Source organism: Streptomyces glaucus, from assembly GCF_039533365.1.
Classification (GTDB): Bacteria; Actinomycetota; Actinomycetes; order Streptomycetales; family Streptomycetaceae; genus Streptomyces; species Streptomyces glaucus.
Map to the genome: position 1 here is coordinate 15,774 of NZ_BAAATK010000009.1, position 21,113 is coordinate 36,886.

General features: G+C 72.8%; 20 protein-coding genes. 6 read left to right on the forward strand and 14 right to left on the reverse strand.

Translation table 11 applies throughout. From position 1 onward, the window contains the following. Positions 1 to 17 precede the first annotated feature (17 nt). From pstA to mshD, 7 genes are all read right to left on the reverse strand, one after another. Positions 18 to 1,091: a phosphate ABC transporter permease PstA gene (pstA, locus tag ABD363_RS09145; RefSeq protein WP_344601511.1), complete on the reverse strand. Its 1,074-nt coding sequence runs from the start codon at positions 1,089 to 1,091 to the stop codon at positions 18 to 20. Beyond that, entirely contained in the window at positions 1,088 to 2,092 is a 1,005-nt protein-coding gene (gene pstC / locus ABD363_RS09150) for a phosphate ABC transporter permease subunit PstC (protein ID WP_344601513.1), read from the reverse strand. The genes pstA and pstC overlap by 4 nt, the downstream gene beginning before the upstream one ends. Positions 2,093 to 2,225: 133 nt before the next feature. Further along, positions 2,226 to 3,353 (reverse strand): phosphate ABC transporter substrate-binding protein PstS, encoded by a 1,128-nt coding sequence (gene pstS, locus ABD363_RS09155; protein WP_344601515.1) that lies wholly within the window; start codon positions 3,351 to 3,353, stop codon positions 2,226 to 2,228. Positions 3,354 to 3,592: 239 nt separating this feature from the next. After that, positions 3,593 to 4,048: an NUDIX hydrolase gene (locus tag ABD363_RS09160; protein ID WP_344601517.1), complete on the reverse strand. Its 456-nt coding sequence runs from the start codon at positions 4,046 to 4,048 to the stop codon at positions 3,593 to 3,595. Beyond that, the gene (locus ABD363_RS09165) at positions 4,045 to 5,139 is read right to left on the reverse strand and encodes a CHAD domain-containing protein (RefSeq protein ID WP_344601519.1); all 1,095 of its coding nucleotides are present in this window, start codon (positions 5,137 to 5,139) and stop codon (positions 4,045 to 4,047) included. Before ABD363_RS09165 ends, ABD363_RS09160 begins: the two co-directional genes overlap by 4 nt. Continuing rightward, positions 5,120 to 7,486 (reverse strand): RNA degradosome polyphosphate kinase, encoded by a 2,367-nt coding sequence (locus ABD363_RS09170; RefSeq protein ID WP_425577957.1) that lies wholly within the window; start codon positions 7,484 to 7,486, stop codon positions 5,120 to 5,122. The genes ABD363_RS09165 and ABD363_RS09170 overlap by 20 nt, the downstream gene beginning before the upstream one ends. A gap of 274 nt (positions 7,487 to 7,760) precedes the next feature. Continuing rightward, positions 7,761 to 8,690, reverse strand: a complete 930-nt coding sequence (gene mshD, locus ABD363_RS09175; protein ID WP_344601522.1) for a mycothiol synthase — start codon at positions 8,688 to 8,690, stop codon at positions 7,761 to 7,763. Between the two features lie 142 nt (positions 8,691 to 8,832). Between mshD and ABD363_RS09180 the strand changes: the two genes are divergently transcribed. Beyond that, the gene (locus ABD363_RS09180; protein ID WP_344601524.1) at positions 8,833 to 10,644 is read left to right on the forward strand and encodes a bifunctional metallophosphatase/5'-nucleotidase; all 1,812 of its coding nucleotides are present in this window, start codon (positions 8,833 to 8,835) and stop codon (positions 10,642 to 10,644) included. A 188-nt stretch (positions 10,645 to 10,832) separates the two neighbouring features. Here ABD363_RS09180 and ABD363_RS09185 read toward each other — a convergent pair whose 3' ends face one another. Then, positions 10,833 to 11,126: a hypothetical protein gene (locus tag ABD363_RS09185; RefSeq protein WP_344601526.1), complete on the reverse strand. Its 294-nt coding sequence runs from the start codon at positions 11,124 to 11,126 to the stop codon at positions 10,833 to 10,835. After that, entirely contained in the window at positions 11,123 to 11,383 is a 261-nt protein-coding gene (locus tag ABD363_RS09190) for a hypothetical protein (RefSeq protein ID WP_344601528.1), read from the reverse strand. The genes ABD363_RS09185 and ABD363_RS09190 overlap by 4 nt, the downstream gene beginning before the upstream one ends. Before the next feature lie 137 nt (positions 11,384 to 11,520). Between ABD363_RS09190 and ABD363_RS09195 the strand changes: the two genes are divergently transcribed. Both ABD363_RS09195 and ABD363_RS09200 read left to right on the forward strand, forming a co-directional pair. Then, positions 11,521 to 12,360 carry a helix-turn-helix domain-containing protein gene (locus tag ABD363_RS09195; protein WP_344601529.1) on the forward strand — a complete coding sequence of 280 codons (840 nt, stop codon included), beginning with the start codon at positions 11,521 to 11,523 and terminating at the stop codon, positions 12,358 to 12,360. Then, on the forward strand, positions 12,344 to 12,565 hold the full coding sequence (locus ABD363_RS09200; protein WP_344601531.1) for a DUF397 domain-containing protein: 222 nt from the start codon (positions 12,344 to 12,346) through the stop codon (positions 12,563 to 12,565). Before ABD363_RS09195 ends, ABD363_RS09200 begins: the two co-directional genes overlap by 17 nt. A gap of 10 nt (positions 12,566 to 12,575) precedes the next feature. Here the strand turns inward: ABD363_RS09200 and ABD363_RS09205 are convergent, their stop codons facing one another. From ABD363_RS09205 to ABD363_RS09225, 5 genes are all read right to left on the reverse strand, one after another. Further along, on the reverse strand, positions 12,576 to 14,033 hold the full coding sequence (locus ABD363_RS09205) for a sensor histidine kinase (RefSeq protein ID WP_344601533.1): 1,458 nt from the start codon (positions 14,031 to 14,033) through the stop codon (positions 12,576 to 12,578). After that, complete coding sequence (locus ABD363_RS09210; RefSeq protein ID WP_344601535.1) at positions 14,030 to 14,764, reverse strand: response regulator transcription factor; 735 nt, start codon at positions 14,762 to 14,764, stop codon at positions 14,030 to 14,032. Before ABD363_RS09210 ends, ABD363_RS09205 begins: the two co-directional genes overlap by 4 nt. 152 nt (positions 14,765 to 14,916) lie before the next feature. Beyond that, a complete protein-coding gene (locus ABD363_RS09215; protein ID WP_344601537.1) occupies positions 14,917 to 16,029 on the reverse strand; it encodes a S1C family serine protease in 1,113 nt (370 codons plus the stop codon). 209 nt (positions 16,030 to 16,238) lie between these two features. Then, on the reverse strand, positions 16,239 to 17,261 hold the full coding sequence (locus ABD363_RS09220; RefSeq protein ID WP_344601539.1) for a LacI family DNA-binding transcriptional regulator: 1,023 nt from the start codon (positions 17,259 to 17,261) through the stop codon (positions 16,239 to 16,241). 51 nt (positions 17,262 to 17,312) lie between these two features. Next, positions 17,313 to 18,092 (reverse strand): response regulator transcription factor, encoded by a 780-nt coding sequence (locus tag ABD363_RS09225; protein ID WP_344601541.1) that lies wholly within the window; start codon positions 18,090 to 18,092, stop codon positions 17,313 to 17,315. 271 nt (positions 18,093 to 18,363) lie between these two features. Here ABD363_RS09225 and ABD363_RS09230 point away from each other — a divergent pair, with 271 nt between their 5' ends. From ABD363_RS09230 to ABD363_RS09240, 3 genes are read left to right on the forward strand one after another with little or no spacing between them, the layout of a single operon-like run. Then, positions 18,364 to 19,260, forward strand: a complete 897-nt coding sequence (locus ABD363_RS09230) for an alpha/beta hydrolase (RefSeq protein ID WP_344601543.1) — start codon at positions 18,364 to 18,366, stop codon at positions 19,258 to 19,260. Between the two features lie 38 nt (positions 19,261 to 19,298). Beyond that, positions 19,299 to 19,553: a MoaD/ThiS family protein gene (locus ABD363_RS09235; protein ID WP_344601545.1), complete on the forward strand. Its 255-nt coding sequence runs from the start codon at positions 19,299 to 19,301 to the stop codon at positions 19,551 to 19,553. 3 nt (positions 19,554 to 19,556) lie between these two features. Beyond that, positions 19,557 to 20,999 carry a hypothetical protein gene (locus ABD363_RS09240; protein WP_344601547.1) on the forward strand — a complete coding sequence of 481 codons (1,443 nt, stop codon included), beginning with the start codon at positions 19,557 to 19,559 and terminating at the stop codon, positions 20,997 to 20,999. Positions 21,000 to 21,113 lie beyond the last annotated feature (114 nt).

Here is a 21,113-nt window from a genome sequence, read left to right on the forward strand (position 1 = left end):
TTGTCCGTGGCCGCGCGTCAGCGACCGGTCTTCGGGGCCTTCCAGCGGGCGATGCCGCGGGCCACCAGGTTGAGGATCATGATGAACGCGATGAGCGTCAGGGCCGCCGCCCAGGCGCGGTCGTACGCCGCGCCGTAACCGCCGCTGTTCGTGTACTGGAGGTAGATGTACATGGGCAGCGAGGCCTGCGGGTCGGAGAAGGGGTTCGCGTTGATGAAGTTCGTGCCCCACACCAGCAGCAGCACCGGGGCGGTCTCGCCGGTGATGCGGGCGATCGCCAGCATCACACCGGTCGTGATGCCGCCGATCGACGTCGGCACGACGACCTTCAGGATGGTCCGCCACTTCGGCACGCCCAGCGCCAGCGACGCCTCGCGCAGCTCGTTCGGCACGAGCTTGAGCATCTCCTCGGTGGAGCGGACGACCACCGGGATCATCAGGATGGACAGGGCGAGGGAACCGGCGAAGCCGGAGTAGCCCATGTCCAGGATCACGATCCACAGGCTGAGGATGAACAGGCCCGCCACGATCGACGGGATGCCCGTCATGACGTCGACGAAGAAGGTGACGGCGCGGGCGAGGCCGCCCCGTCCGTACTCGACCAGGTAGATCGCCGTCAGCACGCCGATCGGCACGGAGATCAGGGTGGCGAGGCCGACCTGCTCCAGGGTGCCGAGGATGGCGTGGTAGATGCCGCCGCCGGGCTCGGTGTCCGGGACGACGCCCATCGAGTGGGAGAGGAAGTAGCCGTCGAGGACCTTCACGCCCTGCCGGGCGGTCTCCCACAGGAGGGAGAGCAGCGGGACGACGGCGAGGAGGAACGCGACCCAGACCATGCTGGTCGCCACCCGGTCCTTGGCCTGGCGCCGGCCCTCGATCCGGGCGGAGATGCCGTACGAGCCGAGGACGAACAGCACCGCGGCGATCAGGGCCCACTGGATGTCGCTCTCCAGTCCGGCCACGAAGCTGATGCCCAGGCCCAGGGCGATCGAGCCCGCGGCGACCGCCCAGGGGAACCACTTGGGCAGGGTCGCACCGCGCAGGCTGCTCGCGGGCTTGGCGGACTTCTCCGCGAGGGATGAGTGGCTCATGCGTTGGCCCCCGAGTACTCCTTGCGGCGGGCGATGATCAGTCGGGCCGCGCCGTTGACCAGCAGGGTGATGACGAAGAGCACCAGACCGGAGGCGATGAGGGCGTCCCGGCCCATGGGGGTGGCCTCGTTGAACTTGCTGGCGATGTTCTGGGCGAAGGTGCCGCCGCCCGGGTTGAGCAGGCTGGCTTTGATGTCGAAGATCGGGGAGAGGACCATGGCCACGGCCATGGTCTCGCCGAGCGCGCGGCCGAGGCCGAGCATCGAGGCGGAGATCACGCCGGAGCGGCCGAAGGGCAGGACGGCCATGCGGATGACCTCCCAGCGCGTGGCGCCGAGGGCCAGGGCCGCCTCCTCGTGCATCCGCGGGACCTGCCGGAAGACCTCGCGGCTCACGTTGGTGATGATCGGCAGGATCATGATCGCCAGCAGGATGCCGACGGTGAACAGCGAGCGGGGCTCGTCGCGGTTCCACGCGAGGATGCCCGTCCAGCCGAGGTAGTCGTCCAGCCAGCCGTAGAGCCCGTACAGGTGCGGTACCAGCACCAGGGCGCCCCACAGGCCGTAGACGATGGACGGCACGGCGGCCAGCAGGTCGATCACGTACGCGATGGGGCCGCTGAGGCGGCGCGGGGCGTAGTGCGTGAGGAACAGGGCGATGCCGACCGCGATCGGGACCGCGATGGCCATGGCGATGATCGACGACACGATCGTGCCGAAGACCAGCACCGCGATGCCGAACTGCGGCGGGACGCCGCTGGGGCTCCACTCGAAGGTGGTGAGGAAGTTCGCCTCGTCCTTGCTGATCGCGAGGACGGCGCGGTAGGTCAGGAAGACCGCGATGGCGGCCATGATCACGAGTACGAGGATGCCGGATCCGCGGGAGAGCCCGAGGAAGATCCGGTCGCCGGGTCGCGTGGCGCCGCGGGCGGCGCGCTTCTGCTCGGCCTCGGACGGCTGGGGTGCGGGAGGAGCGGCGGTGTTCTGTGTGGTGGTGTCCATCGGGATCTCCGGTCTGCGGAGCCGCCGTGCGGGGCGGCTCCGGCGGAGCCGCCCGCGGGTCGGGGGCTCCTGGCGGCGGTGCACCGGACGGTGCGGCCCGGCCCCGGGGCAGGGGCCGGACCGCACGCTCGGGTCAGCTCAGACCCGAGATGGTCTCGCGGACCTTGGTGATGATCTCGTCGGGCATCGGGGCGTAGCCGGCCTGCTCCAGCAGGCCCTGGCCCTCCTCCGAGGCGATGTAGTTCAGGAAGGACTTGGTGGCGGGCAGGGTGTCCGCCTTGTTGCCCTTGTCGCAGACGATCTCGTAGGTGACGAGGACGATCGGGTAGGCGCCGTCGGCGGACGGCGTGTAGTCCAGCTCCAGCGCCAGGTCCTTGCCGGTGCCGACGACCTTGGCCGCGCCGATGGCCGCGGTGGCGTTCTCGATGGTGGCCTTGACCGGCTCGGCGGCCTCGGTCTTGATGTCGACGGTCTTGATGCCGTCCTTGGCGTAGGAGAGCTCGAAGTACGAGATCGCGCCCGAGACCTGCTTCACCTGCTGGGCCAGGCCGGAGGAGCCCTGCGCGGACTGGCCGCCCTCGGCCTCCCAGGACTTGCCCGGCTCGTACTTCCAGTCCTTGGGCGCGGCGGCCTTGAGGTACTTGGTGAAGTTGTCGGTGGTGCCGGACTCGTCGGAGCGGTGGAAGGCCTGGATCTTCAGGTCGGGCAGCTTGGCGTCGGGGTTGAGCGCCGCGATGGCCTTGTCGTTCCAGTTGGTGATCTTGCTGTCGAAGATCTTGGCCAGCGTGGCGGCGTCGAGGACCAGGGTGTCCACGCCCGGGACGTTGAAACCGACCGCGATCGGGCCGCCGACCATCGGCAGGTCGATGCCCTGGCCGCCGGAGCAGATCTTCTTGGACGCCTCGACCTCTTCGGGCTTCAGCGCGGAGTCCGAGCCGGCGAACGCGGTCTGGCCCTGGGTGAACGCGGTGATGCCCGCGCCCGAGCCGTCGGGGCGGTAGTTGATCTGCACGTTCTTGCAGGCGGCGGTGTACTGCTTGACCCAGGCGTCGATCGCGTTCTTCTGGGCGGAGGAGCCGGAGGCCTGGAGCTGGCCCTTGGCGTCACCGCACTCGATGTTGCCGGCGGCCTGGGTGTTGGAGGTCTCGTCACCGTTGGAGCCGCCGGTGTCGTCCGAGCCGCACGCCGAGAGGGCCAGGGCGCCGGAGACGGCGAGTGCGCCGAGGGCGAGGGCCCGCCGGTTCATGCGCTGAAGCTTCACTTTCGGGAGTTCCTTCCAGGAGCCGCCGTCCCAGACGTGGCGGCGTGCGAAGACTGGACGATGCGGCCGCGTGGTCGAGATCCGTCGAGTCGCGATTCGCATCGGGTGAGGCCGAAATTAGGCAGAACAGGTGAAGCCGCCTATGGCCGGAAGTGAACGGAGGGTGAACCCCTGTGGACGGTGTGGTTAGGTAACGGAAGGCTCACGTCGAGGACACGGTGTTGTTCCGACTGCTGCGACTATGGCAGGTGCGGGGTGTCCAGCAGGGCGTCGATCAGGGCGCGATCCCTCGACTGAGTGAGGCGCAGCCGGGCGGCGGCGGGGGAGAGCCACAGGATGCGGTCGACCTCGTCGGTCGGGGTGAAGGCGCCGGCGACGGCCTCGGCCGCCCAGTAGCGGACCTGCTTGGGGCGGCCGTTCGCGACATAGCGCAGGGTGGGCAGGGCGGGGCCCGGCGCGGCGGTGTAGCCCGTCTCCTCCTCGACCTCGCGCAGGGCCGCCGCCAGCGGTTCCTCGCCCCGCTCCACCTTGCCCTTGGGGTGGGACCAGTCGTCGTGTTTCGGCCGGTGGACGAGGCATATCTGCAGCCCGCCGTCGACGGGCGAGCGGCGCCACAGGACGCAGCCGGCCGCCTGGACGGTGCCGTCGCCGGGGGTGCTCACCGGGTGCTCACCGCCTCCTGGGGATGGGGTCACGACGTGCCGACGGCTTCCTTCTGCCAGCAGTGCCGGAACGCGTACCGGGCCGCCTCCACCTCGTGCCGCTGGTCGGCGTGGAGCACGCCGAGCGCGTACGCCGTCGCCGGGGCGATGCGCGGCGTACGGGCGGCCTGGGCCGCGGCGGCCGCCGCCTCCGAGGCGTCGCGGTGCCGGTCGAGCGCCTCGCCGGCGGTGAGCAGCCGTACGTCCGCGGGATCGGGCGCGCCGTGGACGACCTCGCGGGCGTAGCGGTGCAGGCGGAGCAGCAGGCGGACCTGGTGCCAGGGCGCGTCCTGCGGATGCGGGACCGGGTCCGGGGACAGGCCGTGCACCAGCGCCTCCGCGTTGTACGGGTGCCCGGCGGTGACCAGGGGCAGGGCGGCGATCGCGTCCGTCAGCCGCTCCTCGGCCGCCGCCGCGAGGGGGCGCAGATCGGCGCCGGCCGCGCCGTCGGCCAGCGGGACCTCGCTGGCCAGCACGGCGACCTTGTCGGCGACCGCGTGGAAGCGGGAGGAGCCCAGGGCCTGCAGGGCGGTGGAGTGGGCCCGGGTGCGGGCCAGGGTCAGCTGCCGTTCCAGCAGGGCGCCCGCCTTCGCCGCGCCCACGGTGAGGTTGCCGCGTTCCGCGGTGGCGGTGGGGGCGGCGGGGCCGGCGCCGCCCGGTGCCGCGGAGCGGCCGCTCGCGGCGGAACCGCCGGCCACGGCCACGTCGGTTGCCGGCCGCGCCGAGAACACCGGCGCCCCCGACAGCCGGTGCAGGGCCTGGAGCAGCCGCTCCAGCCGGGACGCGTAGGCGTGTTCCAGCGCCAGCGTGCCCGACACCCAGGCCAGTTCCGGGCGCATGTCCTCCGCCCAGTCGGCGTCGAGCAGGGCCTGGAAGGTGTGCAGGCTGCCGCTGATGCGGCGGGCCGAGCGGCGGAGCGCGCGAGCCGCGTCCACGGACTCCTCCGGGCCGCCCGCGCCGGTCTCCCGGTGCAGGCGCAGCGCGCGGAGGAACTCCGTGGCCTGCGCCCGCAGATAGCCCGCCAGGGCGTCCGCGGGCACGGGGCCGGCCGTGGGGTCCGTCGGGTCAAGGTGCTGCGTTGCCACGCCGGCGCCTCCGGGCGTCTATGAGCATTTCCTGGACGTTGCGCAGGGGATGGCCGTCCGCGTCGGTCGCGTGCCGGGTCCACTCGCCGTCCGGCCCGAGGTGCCAGGAGGCGGTGGAGTCGGACATGCCGGTCTCCAGCAGGCGGTTGAGCGCGGCCCGGTGGGCCGGGTCGGTGACCCGGACGAGAGCTTCTATCCGGCGGTCGAGGTTGCGGTGCATCATGTCGGCGCTGCCGATCCACACCTCCGGCTCGCCGCCGCCCCCGAAGGCGAAGATCCGGGAGTGCTCCAGGAAACGGCCGAGCACGGACCGGACCCGGATGTTCTCCGACAGGCCCGCCACGCCCGGGCGCACCGCGCAGATGCCGCGCACCCACACGTCGACCGGCACGCCCGCCTGGGACGCGCGGTACAGGGCGTCGATGACCGCCTCGTCGACGATCGAGTTGACCTTGATGCGGATGTGGGCGGGGCGTCCGGCACGGTGGTGCTGGATCTCCTTGCCGATCCGCGCGATCAGGCCGTCCCGCAGGGACTTGGGGGCGACCAGCAGGCGCCGGTAGGTCTCGCGGCGGGAGTAGCCGGAGAGCCGGTTGAAGAGGTCGGAGAGGTCCGCGCCGACCTGCGGGTCGGCGGTGAGCAGGCCGAGGTCCTCGTACAGGCGGGCCGTCTTCGGGTGGTAGTTGCCGGTGCCGACGTGGCAGTAGCGGCGCAGCGTGTCGCCCTCCTGGCGGACGACGAGCGACAGCTTGCAGTGGGTCTTCAGGCCGACCAGGCCGTAGACGACGTGGCAGCCGGCCTCCTCCAGCTTGCGCGCCCACTTGATGTTGGCGTGCTCGTCGAACCGGGCCTTGATCTCGACCAGGACGAGGACCTGCTTGCCGGACTCGGCGGCCTCGATGAGGGCGTCCACTATCGGGGAGTCGCCCGAGGTCCGGTACAGGGTCTGCTTGATGGCCAGCACGTCCGGGTCGGCGGCCGCCTGCTCCAGGAAGGCCTGCACCGACGTGGAGAAGGAGTCGTACGGGTGGTGCAGCAGCACGTCCCGCTCCCGCAGCGCGGCGAAGATGTCCGGCGGGGAGGCCGACTCGACCTCGGCGAGGTCGCGGTGGGTGCCGGCGACGAACCTGGGGTACTTCAGCTCGGGCCGGTCCAGGCTGTGGATGCGGAAGAGGCCGGTGAGGTCGAGCGGGCCCGGCAGCGGGTACACCTCGGCCTCGCTGATCTTCAGCTCGCGCACCAGCAGGTCCAGCACCTCCCGGTCGATGGACTCCTCGACCTCCAGGCGCACCGGCGGGCCGAAGCGGCGCCGCATGAGCTCCTTCTCCAGAGCCTGGAGCAGGTTCTCGGCGTCGTCCTCCTCGACCTCCAGGTCCTCGTTGCGGGTGACCCGGAAGGTGTGGTGCGCCAGGACCTCCATGCCGGGGAAGAGCTCCTCCAGGTGGGCGGCGATCACGTCCTCCAGCGGGACGAACCGGCCCGGGGAGGCCTCCAGGAAGCGGGAGAGCAGCGGCGGCACCTTCACGCGGGCGAAGTGCCGGTGGCCGTTGACCGGGTTGCGCACGATGACGGCCAGGTTCAGGGACAGGCCGGAGATGTACGGGAAGGGGTGCGCGGGGTCGACCGCCAGCGGGGTCAGCACCGGGAAGATCTGGTGCCGGAACAGGGTGAAGAGCCGGGCCTGCTCCTTCTCGGCCAGCTCGTTCCAGCGGACGAGGCAGATGTTCTCCTCCGCGAGGGCGGGGGCGACGTCCTCGTGGAAGCAGGCGGCGTGCCGGGCCATCAGCTCGCGGGAGCGGGCCCAGATCATCTCCAGGACCTCGCGGGGCTGGAGCCCGGAGGCGGAGCGGGTGGCCACGCCGGTGGCGATGCGCCGCTTCAGGCCGGCGACCCGGACCATGAAGAACTCGTCGAGGTTGCTGGCGAAGATCGCGAGGAAGTTCGCGCGCTCCAGCAGGGGCGTGCTCGGGTCCTCGGCGAGTTCGAGGACGCGCTCGTTGAACGCCAGCCAGCTGCGCTCCCGGTCGAGGAACCGGCCCTGCGGCAGCGGGGCGCCGTCCGGGTGCGACTCCTCGTAGGTGTCGAGGTCGGCGTCGAGGTCGGGTTCCAGGTCGGAGACCGACCCGGCCACGGTGCGAGCGCGGTGGGCGGCTATGGAACCCACGGAGGGCTGTGCGTGCTGGACCGGCGCCTGGGTCTCTTGCTGGCTCATGAACCCATTCTTCCGCGCACGGGGCGTTACGGGCGCGTCGGAAGCAGAGGGCGGGCGCGTCGCGGCACGGCGCGTGTCCCTGTTCCCCGCGCTCCCCCCGGAGGGTGGCGAAGGCTCTGGCACGGCGGGCTTCATTCGCCGAGCGTCGCAAGCCTGTCTGAATCGGCGGTTACGGAGACATGACGTATGGGATAGCGGGGGGCGGATCGCGGGCGTCCACGGCGGGGCGCGGCCCGGGGCGCGGACGCGTCCGGGCCGGTGCGTCGGCCGGTGCCGGCCGGTGCCGGGCGGGAGCGGGCAGGGACGGTCCGGGAGGACCGGGGCGGCGACGGGGCGCCGCCCGGCCGTGCCGGAGTCCGCCCGGCGCGCGGGCCCCCGGGCCCGGGGTGCCGGGCCCGGGAGGGGGCCGTCAGGTCTCGGTGCGGTACATCAGGTCGGTCTCGTACGTCGTGAAGCCCATCCGCTCGTACACGGACACGGCCGCCTTGTTGTCGGCGTCGACGTACAGCATCGCCGTCGGCAGTCCCCGGTCCGCCAGGTGCCGCAGGCCGATCGTGGTGAGGGCCTTGCCCAGGCCGCCGCCCTGCGCGTCGGGGCGGATGCCGAGGACGTACACCTCGCCGAGCCGCTCGGCGGCGTGCACCTTCGTCCAGTGGAAGCCGATCAGCTCCCCGCCGCGGAAGGCGAGGAAGAAGCCCGCCGGGTCGAACCACGGCTCGGCCTTGCGGTCGTCGAGGTCCCGCTGGGTCAGGGAGCCCTGCTCGGGGTGGTGGGCGAAGGCGGCGGCGTTCACGGCGAGCCAGGCCGCGTCGTCCTGCCCGGGCACGAAGGCGCGGACGGTCACGCCCTCGGGCAGGACCGGCTCCGGCAGGACGAACCCGGTCAACGGCCGCCGCATCTGCCGCAGTTCGCGAAACAGGGTGAGGCCGAGGACCTGCGCGAGGTGCCGGGCGGCGGAGTGCCCGCCGTGCGCCCACACCCGCAGCCGCTTGCCGGACGCGGCGAGCAGCGCGGCGCCCAGCGCCCGCCCGTGCCCCCGCCCCCGGTGCGCGGGATGCACGACCAGCTCGGCGGCCGGCGGCTCCACCGGGTCGGTGTCCTCCAGCTGGGCGTAGCCGACGAGTTCGCCGCCCGCGGTGAGCAACAGGTGGGAGACGCCCTGGCGTTCGCCGCCGCGCAGGTACAGCCGCCCCTGCTCGGACACCGCCTGCCGCCCGTCGACGCGGGCGGCCTCGTCGAGCAGGGCGAGGACGGCCCCGGTCCGGTCCGGGGAGAGCGCGGCACAGGTCTCGATCGAGCGGGTGCGGCCGGTCGGCGCGATGTCGTCGTCGCTGGTCATGCGTACGAGGGTACGGGCCGGAACCGCCCGGCGGGGGAAAGAAGCAACCAGGATGTAACCCTCGACCCTCTGTTGTGCTACGCGCGTCGACTCTAGGCTGCGCCGGACGGGCCACCACCTTGAGCCGAACACAGGGGAGTCAATGCCAGCCAGTTCCCAGTCGGACCGCCGGCGTCGCGGACGCCGTACGCGCCGTCTTCTCGCGCTCGCCGCCGGCGCCGCCACCGTCGGCGCGCTCACCGCGGCCGCGCTGCCGGCGTCCGCCGGCGCGGGCCACAAGCCGGGCGGTCACGGGACGAGCCGTTACCAGGACGTCCAGTTGCTGTCCTTCAACGACCTGCACGGCAATCTGGAGCCGCCGGCCGGCTCCTCCGGCCGGGTCACCGAGCTCCAGGCGGACGGCACGACGAAGACGGTCGACGCCGGCGGCGTCGAGTACCTCGCGACCCACCTGCGCCAGGCCCGCGAGGGCGAGAAGTACTCCATCACCGCGGCCGGCGGCGACCTGGTCGGCGCCTCGCCGCTGCTCTCCGGCCTCTTCCACGACGAGCCGGCCATCGAGGCGCTGAACCGGCTCGAGCTGGACGTCACCTCGGTCGGCAACCACGAGTTCGACGAGGGCGCGCGCGAACTGGCCCGCCTGCAGAACGGCGGCTGCCACCCGGCCGACGGCTGCTACACCGACGAGGAGTTCGAGGGCGCCGACTTCCCCTACCTCGCCGCCAACGTCCTCGACGAGAAGACGGGCAGGCCCGTCCTCAAGCCGTACTGGGTGTGGAAGAAGAAGGACGTCAAGATCGGCTTCATCGGCGTCACCCTGGAGGGCACGCCGGACATCGTCTCCGCCGAGGGCGTCAAGGGCCTCACCTTCAAGGACGAGGTCGAGACCATCGACAAGTACGCCAAGGTGCTGCAGAAGCAGGGCGTGAAGTCGATCGTCGCGCTCGTCCACGAGGGCGGCTTCCCGGCCTCGGCGTCGTACAACTACGACTGCGACTCCCCGGGCGCCGGCGACGGGATCTCCGGCCCGATCGTCGACATCGCCAAGAACGTCACGCCGCAGGTGGACGCGCTGGTCACCGGCCACACCCACAACGCGTACGTGTGCACGATCCCCGACCCGGCGGGCAAGCCGCGCACGGTCACCTCGGCCGCGTCCTTCGGCCGCCTCTACACCGACACCACGCTGACCTACGACCGGTGGACGGGCGACATCGCCCGTACGGCCGTGAAGTCCGCCAACCACGTGGTCACCCGGGACGTCCCCAGGGCGGCCGACATGACCGAGCTGATCGGCCGGTGGAACACCCTCGCCGCGCCCATCGGCAACCGCCCGATCGGCTACATCTCCGGTGACATCGGCAACTCCGGCACCGAGTCCCCGCTCGGCGACCTGATCGCCGACGCGCAGCTCGCCCACGGCAGGAAGCTGGACCCGGAGACCGACCTGGCGCTGATGAACCCCGGCGGCATCCGGGCCCCGCTGACGTACGCGGCCAAGGCCGGCGAGGGCGACGGCGTGGTGACGTACGCCGAGGGCTTCACCGTGCAGCCGTTCGCCAACACCGTGAACCTCCAGGACCTCACCGGCGCCCAGCTGATCCAGGTGCTCAAGGAGCAGGTCAGCGGCCCGAACCAGGCCGCGCCGAAGATCCTGCAGGTCTCCTCGGGGCTGACGTACACGCTGGACCTGACGAAGACCGGCGCGGACCGCGTGGTGACGGACTCCATCCGGCTGAACGGCGCGGCCATCGACCCGGCGGCCACCTACCGCGTCGCGAGCAACAGCTTCCTCGCGGGCGGCGGCGACGGCTTCCCGACGCTGGGCCAGGGGACCGACGACCTGGTCGGCGCGGACGACCTGACCGCGCTGGAGGAGTACCTGACGGCCAACTCCTCGCCCACGAACCCGATCGCCCCGCCGAAGGCGGACCGGATCACGATCGTGAGCTAGGCGGCAGGCGAGCGGCATCCGCGTGAGGGCGGTGCGCACGGTCGGCGGACCGTGCGCACCGCCCTTCGTCGATCGAGCGGGAGGGGTGTCCCGGGCGTCGGCCGGGGCCGTCCCGCTTCCGCGGTGCCGGGGCTCGCCGTGCGGCTCGCTCATCAGGCGGATCCATTCCGCGCGGGGACGGGTGCCGGTCAGTCGTCACCCGGCGCGGGAGGGCTGCCGGGAGCGGGCGCGTCCACCCGGCTCGTCGCGATCCGCACCACGTCGGCCAGGCATTCCAGGGTTCTGGCCAGCGCGAAGCGCACCGCGCGCTCACCCGCCCGGGGATCGGCGAGCACGGCCTCGGCGCCGGCCCGCACCTGGCGCGCGGAGGCCAGTTGGGCCTCCTCGATGTCGTCGGCGAGCCGGGAGAGCGGGCTGTCGGGCCGGTCGGTGCTGAGGTAGCAGGGCTTGCCGTCGGCTCCGGTCCAGGGGAGCAGCCTCACGCGGACACCTCCGCGGTGCGGACGAGCCGCCGTGCGTGGTGTTCCTCCGGGGTGGGGAGGCAGGGGCGCACGAGGGGGGTGTCCGGCAAGGGCCGCGCCCGGGCGGGGCGGTGGGGGCGTGCGGGCGGGGAGTGGGGGGAGACCGGCGGTGGTGGGACCGCCGTGCACCGATGGCGTCCTTCGGCGGGCAGCAGGAGCCGGACGAGGGCGAGCAGGACCGTCTCGCAGTATTCGGCGAGGCGCAGACGCAGCCGCATGGAGGTGTCCCTTCCAGGAGGTGCAACAGATGCGACGAGCGGCGGTTACCGTTCGTGTCCCGATGGTCACCGCTTGCGCGTACGCTGCGGAAGGGGCCCGGCGTTGCCCGGGACCCCGGACAACGGACAGGGGTGACGTGGGCGAAGTGGTTGACGCCGAGGGGGAGTCGGGGCGGGCCGTACTCGGGCGGACCCTGAAGTTCCTCCGGGAACAAGCAGGGAAGACCCTGGGGCAGTTGGCTGAGGAGACCGGTTACGACAAGAGTTATCTGAGCCGCCTGGAGTCCGGCGAGCGACTGTCCAAGATGGCGGTCATGGAGGACTTGGACAGCTATTACAAAGCCGGTGACCTGCTGGTAAGGCACTGGCAGGTGGCACGGCTCGACGCGTTCAAGGATCAGTACAAGCGGTTCATGAAATTGGAGACGACCGCACGCGTCATGCACGTGTTCACACCGGCCGTGCCCGGACTGCTGCAGACCGAGGACTTCGCCCGGGAGGTGTTGTCCAGGGCCCAGACAACGGTCGACGGCGACGAGGTGATCGAGGAACAGGTAGCGGCGCGGCTGGGGCGGCAGTACCGGCTGAGACAGAAACCGGAGCCCGATGTACGCATCGTCATGGACGAGTTCGCGCTCCGGCGTCCGGCTGCCGACATCAGAACGTGGCGTGATCAGCTACTTCATCTTGAGGCCGCCGCGCTGTGGCCCAATCTGGCTCTCCAGGTTCTGCCGTTTTCCGCGGGAGCCCATCACCATATGACCGGGTCGTTGACACTGCTCTGGCAGGAGGACGGAAGCGCCGTTGCCTACAAGGAAGGCAACGGCTGCAGTCAGCTGGACGAGAGTCCGGAGGACGTCCTGCGCTACCGGCTGTCCTACGATCGCCTCCGCGACCTGGCACTCTCCCCGTCGGACTCGCTCGCGTTCATCAGGGCCGTACTGAAGGAGCACAGACACCATGACGCACACCCCTGATCTGAGCACCATCGTCTGGCGCAAGTCGAGCTACAGCGAGGGCGGTGCCAACGACTGCGTCGAGGTCGCCGCCGGCCACCCCCGCATAGTCCCCGTGCGGGACAGCAAGGTCCCGCACGGCCCGGTGCTCGTGTTCGGCACGGCCTCGTGGGAGGCGTTCCTCACCGGGATCGCCGGTCCCGCCGGCGCGGAACGCCTCCGCTGAGCAGGGCAGGTCAGGGAAGTTCCGGCGGCGGCGCGGACGCCCCCGGCAGCCGGATCGTCGCCACCGTGCCGCCGCCCTCCGCCGGGGCGAGCGTCACCTCGCCGCCCGCCTGCTGGACGGTCCGGGCCACGATCGACAGGCCCAGCCCCGAACCCGGCAGCGCGCGCGCCGAGGGGGAGCGCCAGAAGCGGTCGAAGACGTGGGGGAGTTCCTCGACGGGGATGCCGGGGCCGTGGTCGCGGACCGTGAGGACGCCGCCGGTGAGCCGGACCTCGATCGTGCCGCCCGCGGGGCTGAACTTCACCGCGTTGTCCAGGACGTTGACCACCGCCCGCTCCAGCGCCGACGGCTCCGCCCGTACGTACCACGGCTCCACGTCCGCCGTGATCGTCAGCTCCGGGCCGCGCAGCCGGGCCCGGCGCAGGGCCGACTCGACGACGTCCTGCCAGGCGACGATCCGCGTCCGGCCGGCGTGCTGGTCCTGCTCCGGGCGGGACAGCTCCTGGAGGTCGCCGATCAGCGCGGCCAGCTCCGTCATCTGCGCCTTCACCGAGGCGAGCAGCGCCTTGCGGTCCGCCTCCGGGATCGGCCGGCCGGTCTCCTCGCTGCGGGTGAGGAGCTCGATGTTGGTGCGCAGCGAGGTGAGCGGGGTGCGCAGTTCGTGGCCCGCGTCCGCGATGAGCTGCTGCTGCAGTTCGCGGGAGCTGGCCAGCGCCGACGTCATGGAGTTGAAGGACCGGGAGAGGCGGGCGACCTCGTCCTCGCTGTCGTCCTCCACGGGGATGCGGACGTTCAGGTCCTCGGTCCGGGCGACGTGCTCGACGGCTTCGGTGAGCCGGTCGACGGGGCGCAGGCCGGCGCGGGCGACCGCGAGGCCGGCGGCCCCGGCGCCGAGGACGCCCACGCCGGACACGGCGAGGAGGATCAGCGCCAGCTCGTTGAGGGTGGACCGGGTGCTGCCGAGGGGGACGGCGATGAGGAGGGCGGCGTCGTCGGCCAGGTACCGGCCGTCGGGACCGCTGACGACCAGCGCCGTGGTCAGCACCCGCACCCGGTTGCCGTCGCTGTCGGTGCCGTTGCGCAGCGTGCCCTCACCGAGCGCGGGGTTTTCGGCCACGCTCCTGTCGCTGCCGGCCACCTTCACCAGGGCGGTGGAGTTGCCGTAGAGGCAGGCACCGCCGTCGGCCCGGACGATCTGGACGTAGCCGTTGACCCGCGCGCCGAAGGGGAAGGCCTCCGACGGCGACTGGGGGCAGGTGTTGAGCGTGGTCCGCACGTCGCTCGCCGGCAGCGAGGGCGGCACCCCGGACCGGAGATCGTCGTCGATCTCGCCGTACAGCTTTCCCTGCACGATGAACCAGCACGTCACCGACACCGCCGCCACCGCGAACGCCACCGCGGCCGCCACCAGCAGCGACAGCCGCGCCCGGATCGGGAGCGAGCGGAACCGGCGCAGGACCCTCCTCACTCCGTGCCGCCCTGCCGCAGCACGTACCCCACGCCGCGGACGGTGTGGACCAGCCGCGGCTCGCCGCCCGCCTCGGTCTTGCGGCGCAGGTACATCACGTACACGTCCAGCGAGTTGGAGGACGGCTCGAAGTCGAAGCCCCAGACCGCCTTCAGGATCTGCTCCCGGGTGAGGACCTGGCGCGGATGCGCCAGGAACATCTCCAGCAGCGTGAACTCGGTGCGGGTCAGCTCCACCGGCCGCCCGCCCCGGGTGACCTCGCGGGTCGCGAGGTTCATGCGCAGGTCGGCGAAGGCGAGCACGTCGCTGTCCTCGGTCGCGCCCGCCACGGTCGCCGCGTAGGAGCTGCGGCGCAGCAGGGCGCGGATCCGGGCGAACAGCTCGTCCAGTTCGAACGGTTTGACGAGGTAGTCGTCGGCGCCGGCGTCCAGCCCCGTGACCCGGTCGCCGACCGTGTCGCGGGCCGTCAGCATCAGGATCGGGGTGGTGTCGCCCGCGCCCCGGATGCGGCGGGCCGCCGTCAGGCCGTCCATGCGGGGCATCTGGATGTCGAGGACGACCAGGTCGGGCCGGTACGCGGCGGCCTTCTCCAGGGCGTCGGCGCCGTCGACGGCGACCTCGGTGCCGTACCCCTCGAAGGCGAGGCTGCGCTGGAGGGCTTCGCGCACCGCCGGCTCGTCGTCGACGATCAGGATGCGCTGGGGGGCACGGTCGCCTTCTGCGGGGCTCATGGGCTCGCGGTTCCTCGGGTGCGGAGTGGGCGGGGTCTGACGTTCTCAGCCTCGCACGTCCGGGTGCGCCGCCGGGACGGGCCGGTCCCGTGCGGTACGGCGGCGGGCGGTGGCGGCGCGGCGCGCGGGCCGGACGGTCCGGACGGCGGGCCCTAGCTGCCGGAGCCCGCCCGCAGCTGGGCCAGGTCGGACTTGACGGTGTTGATCGGGATGGCGAAGCCCAGGCCGACGCTGCCCGCGTCCGCCGAGGAGCTGCCCGCGGCGGAGTACATCGCGGAGTTGATGCCGATGATGTTGCCGTTCATGTCGATCAGCGCGCCGCCGGAGTTGCCGGGGTTGAGGGAGGCGTCCGTCTGGATCGCCTTGTACGTCGTCGTGGACGAGCCGGTGTCGCCGTTGAACTGCCGGCCGCCGAACTCGAACGGCCAGTCGCCGCCCCGCTGCTGCTGTTGCTGTCCCTCGTCCGTGGAGACCGTGACGTCACGGTCGAGGGCGGAGACGATGCCGCTGGTGACGGTGCCGGTCAGGCCCTCGGGGGAGCCGATCGCCACGACCTCGTCGCCGACCCGCACCCCGTCGGAGTCGCCGAGGGTGGCCGCCTTCAGACCGGAGGCGTCCGCCAGCTCGATCAGCGCCAGGTCCTTGCTGCTGTCGGTGCCGACGACCCGGGCGGTGTACTCCTTGCCGTCGCTGGTCGTCACCGTGATGGAGGAGGCGCCGGAGACGACGTGGTTGTTGGTGACGACCTCGCCGTCGCCGGTGATGATCACGCCGGAGCCGGTGGAGGAGCCGGCGTTCGAGGTGGCGTTGATCTCGACGATGCTCGGGCTGACCGCCTTGGCGACCCCGGCGACCGTGCCCTTCTGGCCGGCGGGCACCACGCTGGTGCTGGTGGAGCTGGTGGTGACGGTGTCGTTGCCGGTCAGCTCCTGGATGCCGTACGCGGTGCCGCCGCCGATGGCGGCCGCGACGATCGCCACGGCCGCGAGCAGGGCCACCGGGCCCCGGGCGCGCTTCCCCGGCGCGGGCCCGGAAGGGGCCGCGGGGGCGGCCGGCAGGACCGCCGGGGCCGTGCCTCCGCCGGGGCCGCCGTCCCCGGCGCCGCCCTGGCCGGGCCACACCGCGGTGCCCGGCTGGGCGGGCGGCCGGGCCGGCGGGGCCGGCCACCCGGGGTCCACGGGGGAGGAGGCGTGCTGCGGGGCGCCCTCGTAGGGGTTCGTGTACGGGGTGTCGTACTCGCCGCTGCGGCGGATGCTCTCGGTCATGTCCCCGAGCTTGCCGCCCGAGGATGAGAGTCCCCTGAGGGCTCCCTGAGAAGCCCGGCAGAACCGCCTGTGCCCGATATGAACAGGCGCCTCGCGGTGGCGCGGGGGCCTCTCGGGGCGGCTTCGGGAAGGCCCCGGCGAGGACCCGGGTCCCGGCCGCTCCACGGGCCTTCGGCGCGCCCGCGAGGCGCCGGAGGCCCGGCGTCACCTCAGGCGCAGCCGCACGACCTGCGGATCACCAGCCGCGACGGGAACACCTTCAGCCGCTCGCGCCGGGAGCCCACCACCCGCAGCCCGTCGTCCAGGACCAGGTCCACGGCGGCCCGCGCCATCGCCGACCGGTCGGAGGCGACGGTGGTCAGCGGCGGGTCGGCCAGGGCGGCCTCCTTGATGTCGTCGAACCCGGCCACCGCCAGCTCGCCCGGCACGTCGATGCGCAGCTCGCGCGCCGCGCGCAGCAGGCCGATCGCCTGGTCGTCGGTGGAGCAGAAGATCGCGGGCGGGCGGTGCGGCCCGGCCAGGACGTCCAGGGCGACGCGGTAGGCGTCGTAGCGGTTGTACGGGGCCTCGAAGAGGCGGCCCTCGGTGGACAGCCCGGCCTCCCGCATCGCGCGCCGCCAGCCCTCGACGTGGTCGGAGACCGGGTCGCCGACGGCGGGCGTCTCGGCGGTGCCGCCCATGCAGGCGACGTAGTCGTGGCCGTGTTCCAGCAGGTGGCGCACGGCGAGCTGGGCGCCACCCAGGTCGTCGGTGACGACGGCGACGTCGTCGATGGCCTCGGGGCGCTCGTGCAGCAGCACCACGCGGGCGTCCCAGGCGTCGATCTCGGCGGCGGCCAGGTCGTTGAGGGCGTGGCTGACGAGGATCAGGCCCGAGACGCGCATGCCCAGGAAGGCGCGCAGATAGTGGACCTCGCGCTCCCCGATGTAGTCGGTGTTGCCGACCAGGACCATCTTCCCGCGCTCGGAGGCGGCCTGCTCGACCGCGTGCGCCATCTCCCCGAAGAAGGGCTGGCGCGCGTCCGGGATGATCAGGCCTATGAGGTCCGTGCGCCGCGACGCCATCGCCTGGGCGACCCGGTCGGGCCGGTAGCCCAGCTCCTTGATCGCGGCGAGGACACGCTCGCGCGTGGCCGGGGCGACCGGCCGGGGTCCGTTGTTGATGACGTAGCTGACGACGGCGGTGGACGTCCCCGCCAGTCGTGCCACGTCATCCCGAGTCACCTTGGCCACGCGCGGAGTCTACGCGGATGGAACGCCCCTGGGCAGGGCGTACGCCGCTTCCTACGCCTCGGCCGTGACCTCGGCGGCGGCCGGCGCGTCCGCATTCTCCGCCTTTGCCGGGGCGGACGCGGACTTCGCCTCCTCGGCGGCGCGGTCGCCCCGCTCCGGCTTCTCCGGGGTGACGAACCGGTAGCCGACGTTGCGGACGGTGCCGATCAGCGACTCGTGCTCGGGGCCGAGCTTGGCGCGCAGCCGCCGCACGTGGACGTCGACGGTCCGGGTGCCGCCGAAGTAGTCGTACCCCCACACCTCCTGCAGCAGCTGGGCGCGGGTGAAGACCCGGCCCGGGTGCTGGGCGAGGTACTTCAGCAGCTCGAACTCCTTGAAGGTCAGGTCCAGGACCCGGCCCTTGAGCTTGGCGCTGTACGTGGCCTCGTCCACCGACAGGTCGCCGTTGCGGATCTCCATGGGGGAGTCGTCGTCGACGAGCTGCTGCCGGCCCATGGCCAGCCGCAGCCGGGCCTCCACCTCCGCCGGCCCGGCGGTGTCGAGGAGGACGTCGTCGATGCCCCAGTCGGCGGTGACGGCGGCCAGGCCGCCCTCCGTCACGACGAGGACCAGGGGACAGCCGGGGCCGGTGGAGCGCAGCAGCTGGCACAGGCTGCGCACCTGCGGCAGATCGCGCCGCCCGTCGACGAGGATGACGTCGGCACCGGGGGTGTCGACGAGTGCGGGGCCCTCCGCCGGGGCCACCCGCACGTTGTGCAGCAGCAGGCCGAGGGCGGGAAGCACCTCCGTCGACGGCTGGAGGGCGTTGGTCAGGAGCAGCAGAGAGCTCATCGCACTCCACCTGCCCGGGTCGTCGTCCATTCGTGCACGGTTCGCTCGCCCATAACGTCTGGTTCCTCCTCGGTCCCTACGAGGACGTTGCGGCACTGCTTCGTACGGTGCGAATCCCGCGCCCCTGGGACCCGCGGCGGCTCCGGGGAGCCGCTATGCGTTCGACGGCCCGTACACCTGCGGTTTTCCGCTTCGTATACAACGCTTCCGAAAGCACAAAAGGACCCGGGGGCTACGTTGCCCGAGTCCTATGCGCAGCACAATAGCCGACATGAGCACCCCTTCGGCAGGTCATGGGACCCGATCCGCCTTTCGTCCGGAATCCGAGACGCGCACAGGCGCACCTTTGCGGACGTTTCTGTACACCGCCGACGGGGTGCGGATCGATTCCGTATACGAACCGGGCGCGGCCGTGCACGACGCCTCCCGTACACCCGTCCGTGGCCCGGTGTTCGTGGTCGCGCACGGTTTCACGGGCGACGCGGACCGCCCGCACGTGCGGCGGGTGGCGCGGGCGTTCGCGCGGCACGGGGCCGTGGTCACCTTCTCGTTCCGGGGCCACGGGGCGTCCGGCGGGCGGTCCACGGTCGGCGACCGGGAGGTGCTCGACCTGGCGGCGGCGGTGACGTGGGCGCGCGAGCTGGGACACACCCGCGTGGTCACCGTCGGCTTCTCGATGGGCGGCTCGGTGGTGCTGCGGCACGCGGCGCTGTACGGGGCGAACCCGCCCGAGGAGGAGCGGGAGCACGCGGGGAGCAGGGGAGCGCGACCGCAGGCGCGCACGGACGCCGTGGTGTCGGTGAGCGCGCCGGCGCGCTGGTACTACCGGGGCACGGCCCCCATGCGCCGGCTGCACTGGCTGGTCACCCGCCCCGCGGGCCGGGTGGTGGGCCGCTACGGCTTCCGCACGCGCATCCACCACCGGGACTGGGACCCGGTGCCGCTGTCGCCGGTGGAGGCGGCGGAGCGGATCGCGCCCACCCCGCTGTTGATCGTGCACGGCGACCGGGACGGCTACTTCCCCGTCGACCACCCCCGGATGCTGGCCGAGGCCGCCGGCGACCACGGCGAACTCTGGCTGGAGCCCGGCATGGGCCACGCCGAGCACGCGGCCGGCGACGAGCTGCTGCACCGGATCGGGGACTGGGCGGTCACCCGGGCGGGCTAGCCTGACGGTGTCCACCGTCCGATCGATTGAGGAACCAGATGGCAAAGGTCACGGTGCGCTACTGGGCCGCCGCGAAGGCCGCGGCCGGGACGGCCGAGGAGCCGTACGAGGCGGCCACGCTCGCCGAGGCGCTCGACGCGGTGCGCGAGCGGCACCCCGGCGAACTCGCGCGCGTCCTGCGGCGGTGCTCGTTCCTCGTGGACGGTGACCCCGTGGGCACCCGCGGGCATGAGACGGTACGGCTGGCCGACGGCGGCACGGTCGAGGTGCTCCCGCCGTTCGCAGGAGGGTGACCAGTGACGAACCAGCCGTACCAGGGGCACGACCCGTACCAGCAGCAGCCCCACCAGTCCCAGCAGCCCCAGGCCTGGCCCCAGCAGGGGTACGACGAGCCGCACACCCAGCAGTGGCAGGGCCAGACCTGGGAGACCCAGACGCAGCCGCCGGTCCCGGCGGCGGAGACGGCGTACCCGCCGGCGCAGGGCCACGGGGAACCGCGGCCGACGTATCAGCAGCCGCAGCAGGCCTACCAGCAGCCGCAGCAGGCCCACCAGCAGCCGCAGCAGGCCCACCAGCAGCCGCAGCAGGTCTACCAGCAGCCGCAGCAGGCTTATCAGCAGTCACAGGCGTACCCGCAGCCGCAGACGTACCAGCAGGCGCAAGGGCACCAGCAGGCTTACCAGCAGCCGCGGCAGGCCTACCAGCAGCCCCAGCAGGGTCACCGGCAGCCGCAGCCGCAGCAGGCCTATCAGCAGCCGCGCGGCCCGCAGAAGTCCTACGGGCATCAGCAGCCGCCGTACGCCGAGCCGCAGCGGTACCAGCAGCCCCAGCCGACCGGGGCCCACCACACGTCCGCCCCGCACTTCCAGCCCCAGGCCCAGCCCCGGCCCCGGCGGCAGCCCCAGCCCGAGCCGCAGCCGCCCACCCCGCCGGCGTCCCCCGAGGCCGTCCCGGAGTACGGCCCGGCCACCCTCGGCGGCAACGCGCGGATCACGGACGCCCAGCGGGCCCGGGCCGAGGGCCGTTCGCCGATCATCGAGCCGGGCCTGCAGCCGGCCGCGCTCACGGCGCTGCTCGGGCTGCTGCTGGCCGGCACGGCCGCGATCGGCACGTACGCCCTCCTCGTCCCGCTCGCCGTCCTCCAGGCCGTCACCGCCGCCGGCTGGTTCCGGCTGAACGGCATGTGGCCCGCCCGGCAGGGCATCGCGCTGGGCTTCGCCGGAGCGCTCGTCGCGGACGCGGCGCTGCTGGTCTCCGGACGCTCCCCGGCGGCCATCCTCGGCACGCTCGGGGTGTGGGTGCTGCTCTCCCTGGTCCTGCACCTGCGCTCGCACGCCGACCCGGACGAGCGGATGTACGGCCTGATGGCGACCGTGGCCGCGGCGGCGCTGGCCATCGTCGCGGGCGGCTACCTCGCCGCCGACGCGGACGCGGTGACCGTCGGCGCGGCCGCCGTGGCGGTGGCCGTCCCGGCCCGCGCGCTGCCGCTGCCGACGCCGGTGTCCGTGGTGGTCGCGCTGCTGGCGGCGGCGGGCGCGGGCATCGCGGTGGGCGCGGCGACGGGGCTCGGGACACCGGGCGCGCTGCTCGGCGCGGGCGCGGCGGTGTGCGCCCTGATCGGCCACCGCGTCGCCAGCTACGACTACCCGTCCCGGTTCGTCCACTTCACGGCGGGCGTGGCCCTGCCGCTGGCGTGCGCGGCGCCGCTCGTCTACGTGCTGGGACGGGCGCTCGGCTAGCCACGCGGTGTCACAGGTGATCGACAATTCCCGGGCGGCCGTCACGGGCGGGGTTACCCTCGCGCAGGACGGCCGCCGGTCGTCAGGACCGCCGCCGTCGACCGCCCGGCCGGG

Excerpts from the sequence above, each read along its gene's own strand:
- pstA (WP_344601511.1), bottom strand. The coding sequence starts at position 1,091 with ATGAGCCACTCATCCCTCGCGGAGAAGTCCGCCAAGCCCGCGAGCAGC.
- pstC (WP_344601513.1), bottom strand. The coding sequence starts at position 2,092 with ATGGACACCACCACACAGAACACCGCCGCTCCTCCCGCACCCCAGCCG.
- ABD363_RS09170 (WP_425577957.1), bottom strand. The coding sequence starts at position 7,486 with ATGAAGCCCGCCGTGCCAGAGCCTTCGCCACCCTCCGGGGGGAGCGCG.
- mshD (WP_344601522.1), bottom strand. The coding sequence starts at position 8,690 with ATGACCAGCGACGACGACATCGCGCCGACCGGCCGCACCCGCTCGATC.
- ABD363_RS09180 (WP_344601524.1), top strand. The coding sequence starts at position 8,833 with ATGCCAGCCAGTTCCCAGTCGGACCGCCGGCGTCGCGGACGCCGTACG.
- ABD363_RS09190 (WP_344601528.1), bottom strand. The coding sequence starts at position 11,383 with ATGCGGCTGCGTCTGCGCCTCGCCGAATACTGCGAGACGGTCCTGCTC.
- ABD363_RS09200 (WP_344601531.1), top strand. The coding sequence starts at position 12,344 with ATGACGCACACCCCTGATCTGAGCACCATCGTCTGGCGCAAGTCGAGC.
- ABD363_RS09210 (WP_344601535.1), bottom strand. The coding sequence starts at position 14,764 with ATGAGCCCCGCAGAAGGCGACCGTGCCCCCCAGCGCATCCTGATCGTC.
- ABD363_RS09215 (WP_344601537.1), bottom strand. The coding sequence starts at position 16,029 with ATGACCGAGAGCATCCGCCGCAGCGGCGAGTACGACACCCCGTACACG.
- ABD363_RS09225 (WP_344601541.1), bottom strand. The coding sequence starts at position 18,092 with ATGAGCTCTCTGCTGCTCCTGACCAACGCCCTCCAGCCGTCGACGGAG.
- ABD363_RS09230 (WP_344601543.1), top strand. The coding sequence starts at position 18,364 with ATGAGCACCCCTTCGGCAGGTCATGGGACCCGATCCGCCTTTCGTCCG.
- ABD363_RS09235 (WP_344601545.1), top strand. The coding sequence starts at position 19,299 with ATGGCAAAGGTCACGGTGCGCTACTGGGCCGCCGCGAAGGCCGCGGCC.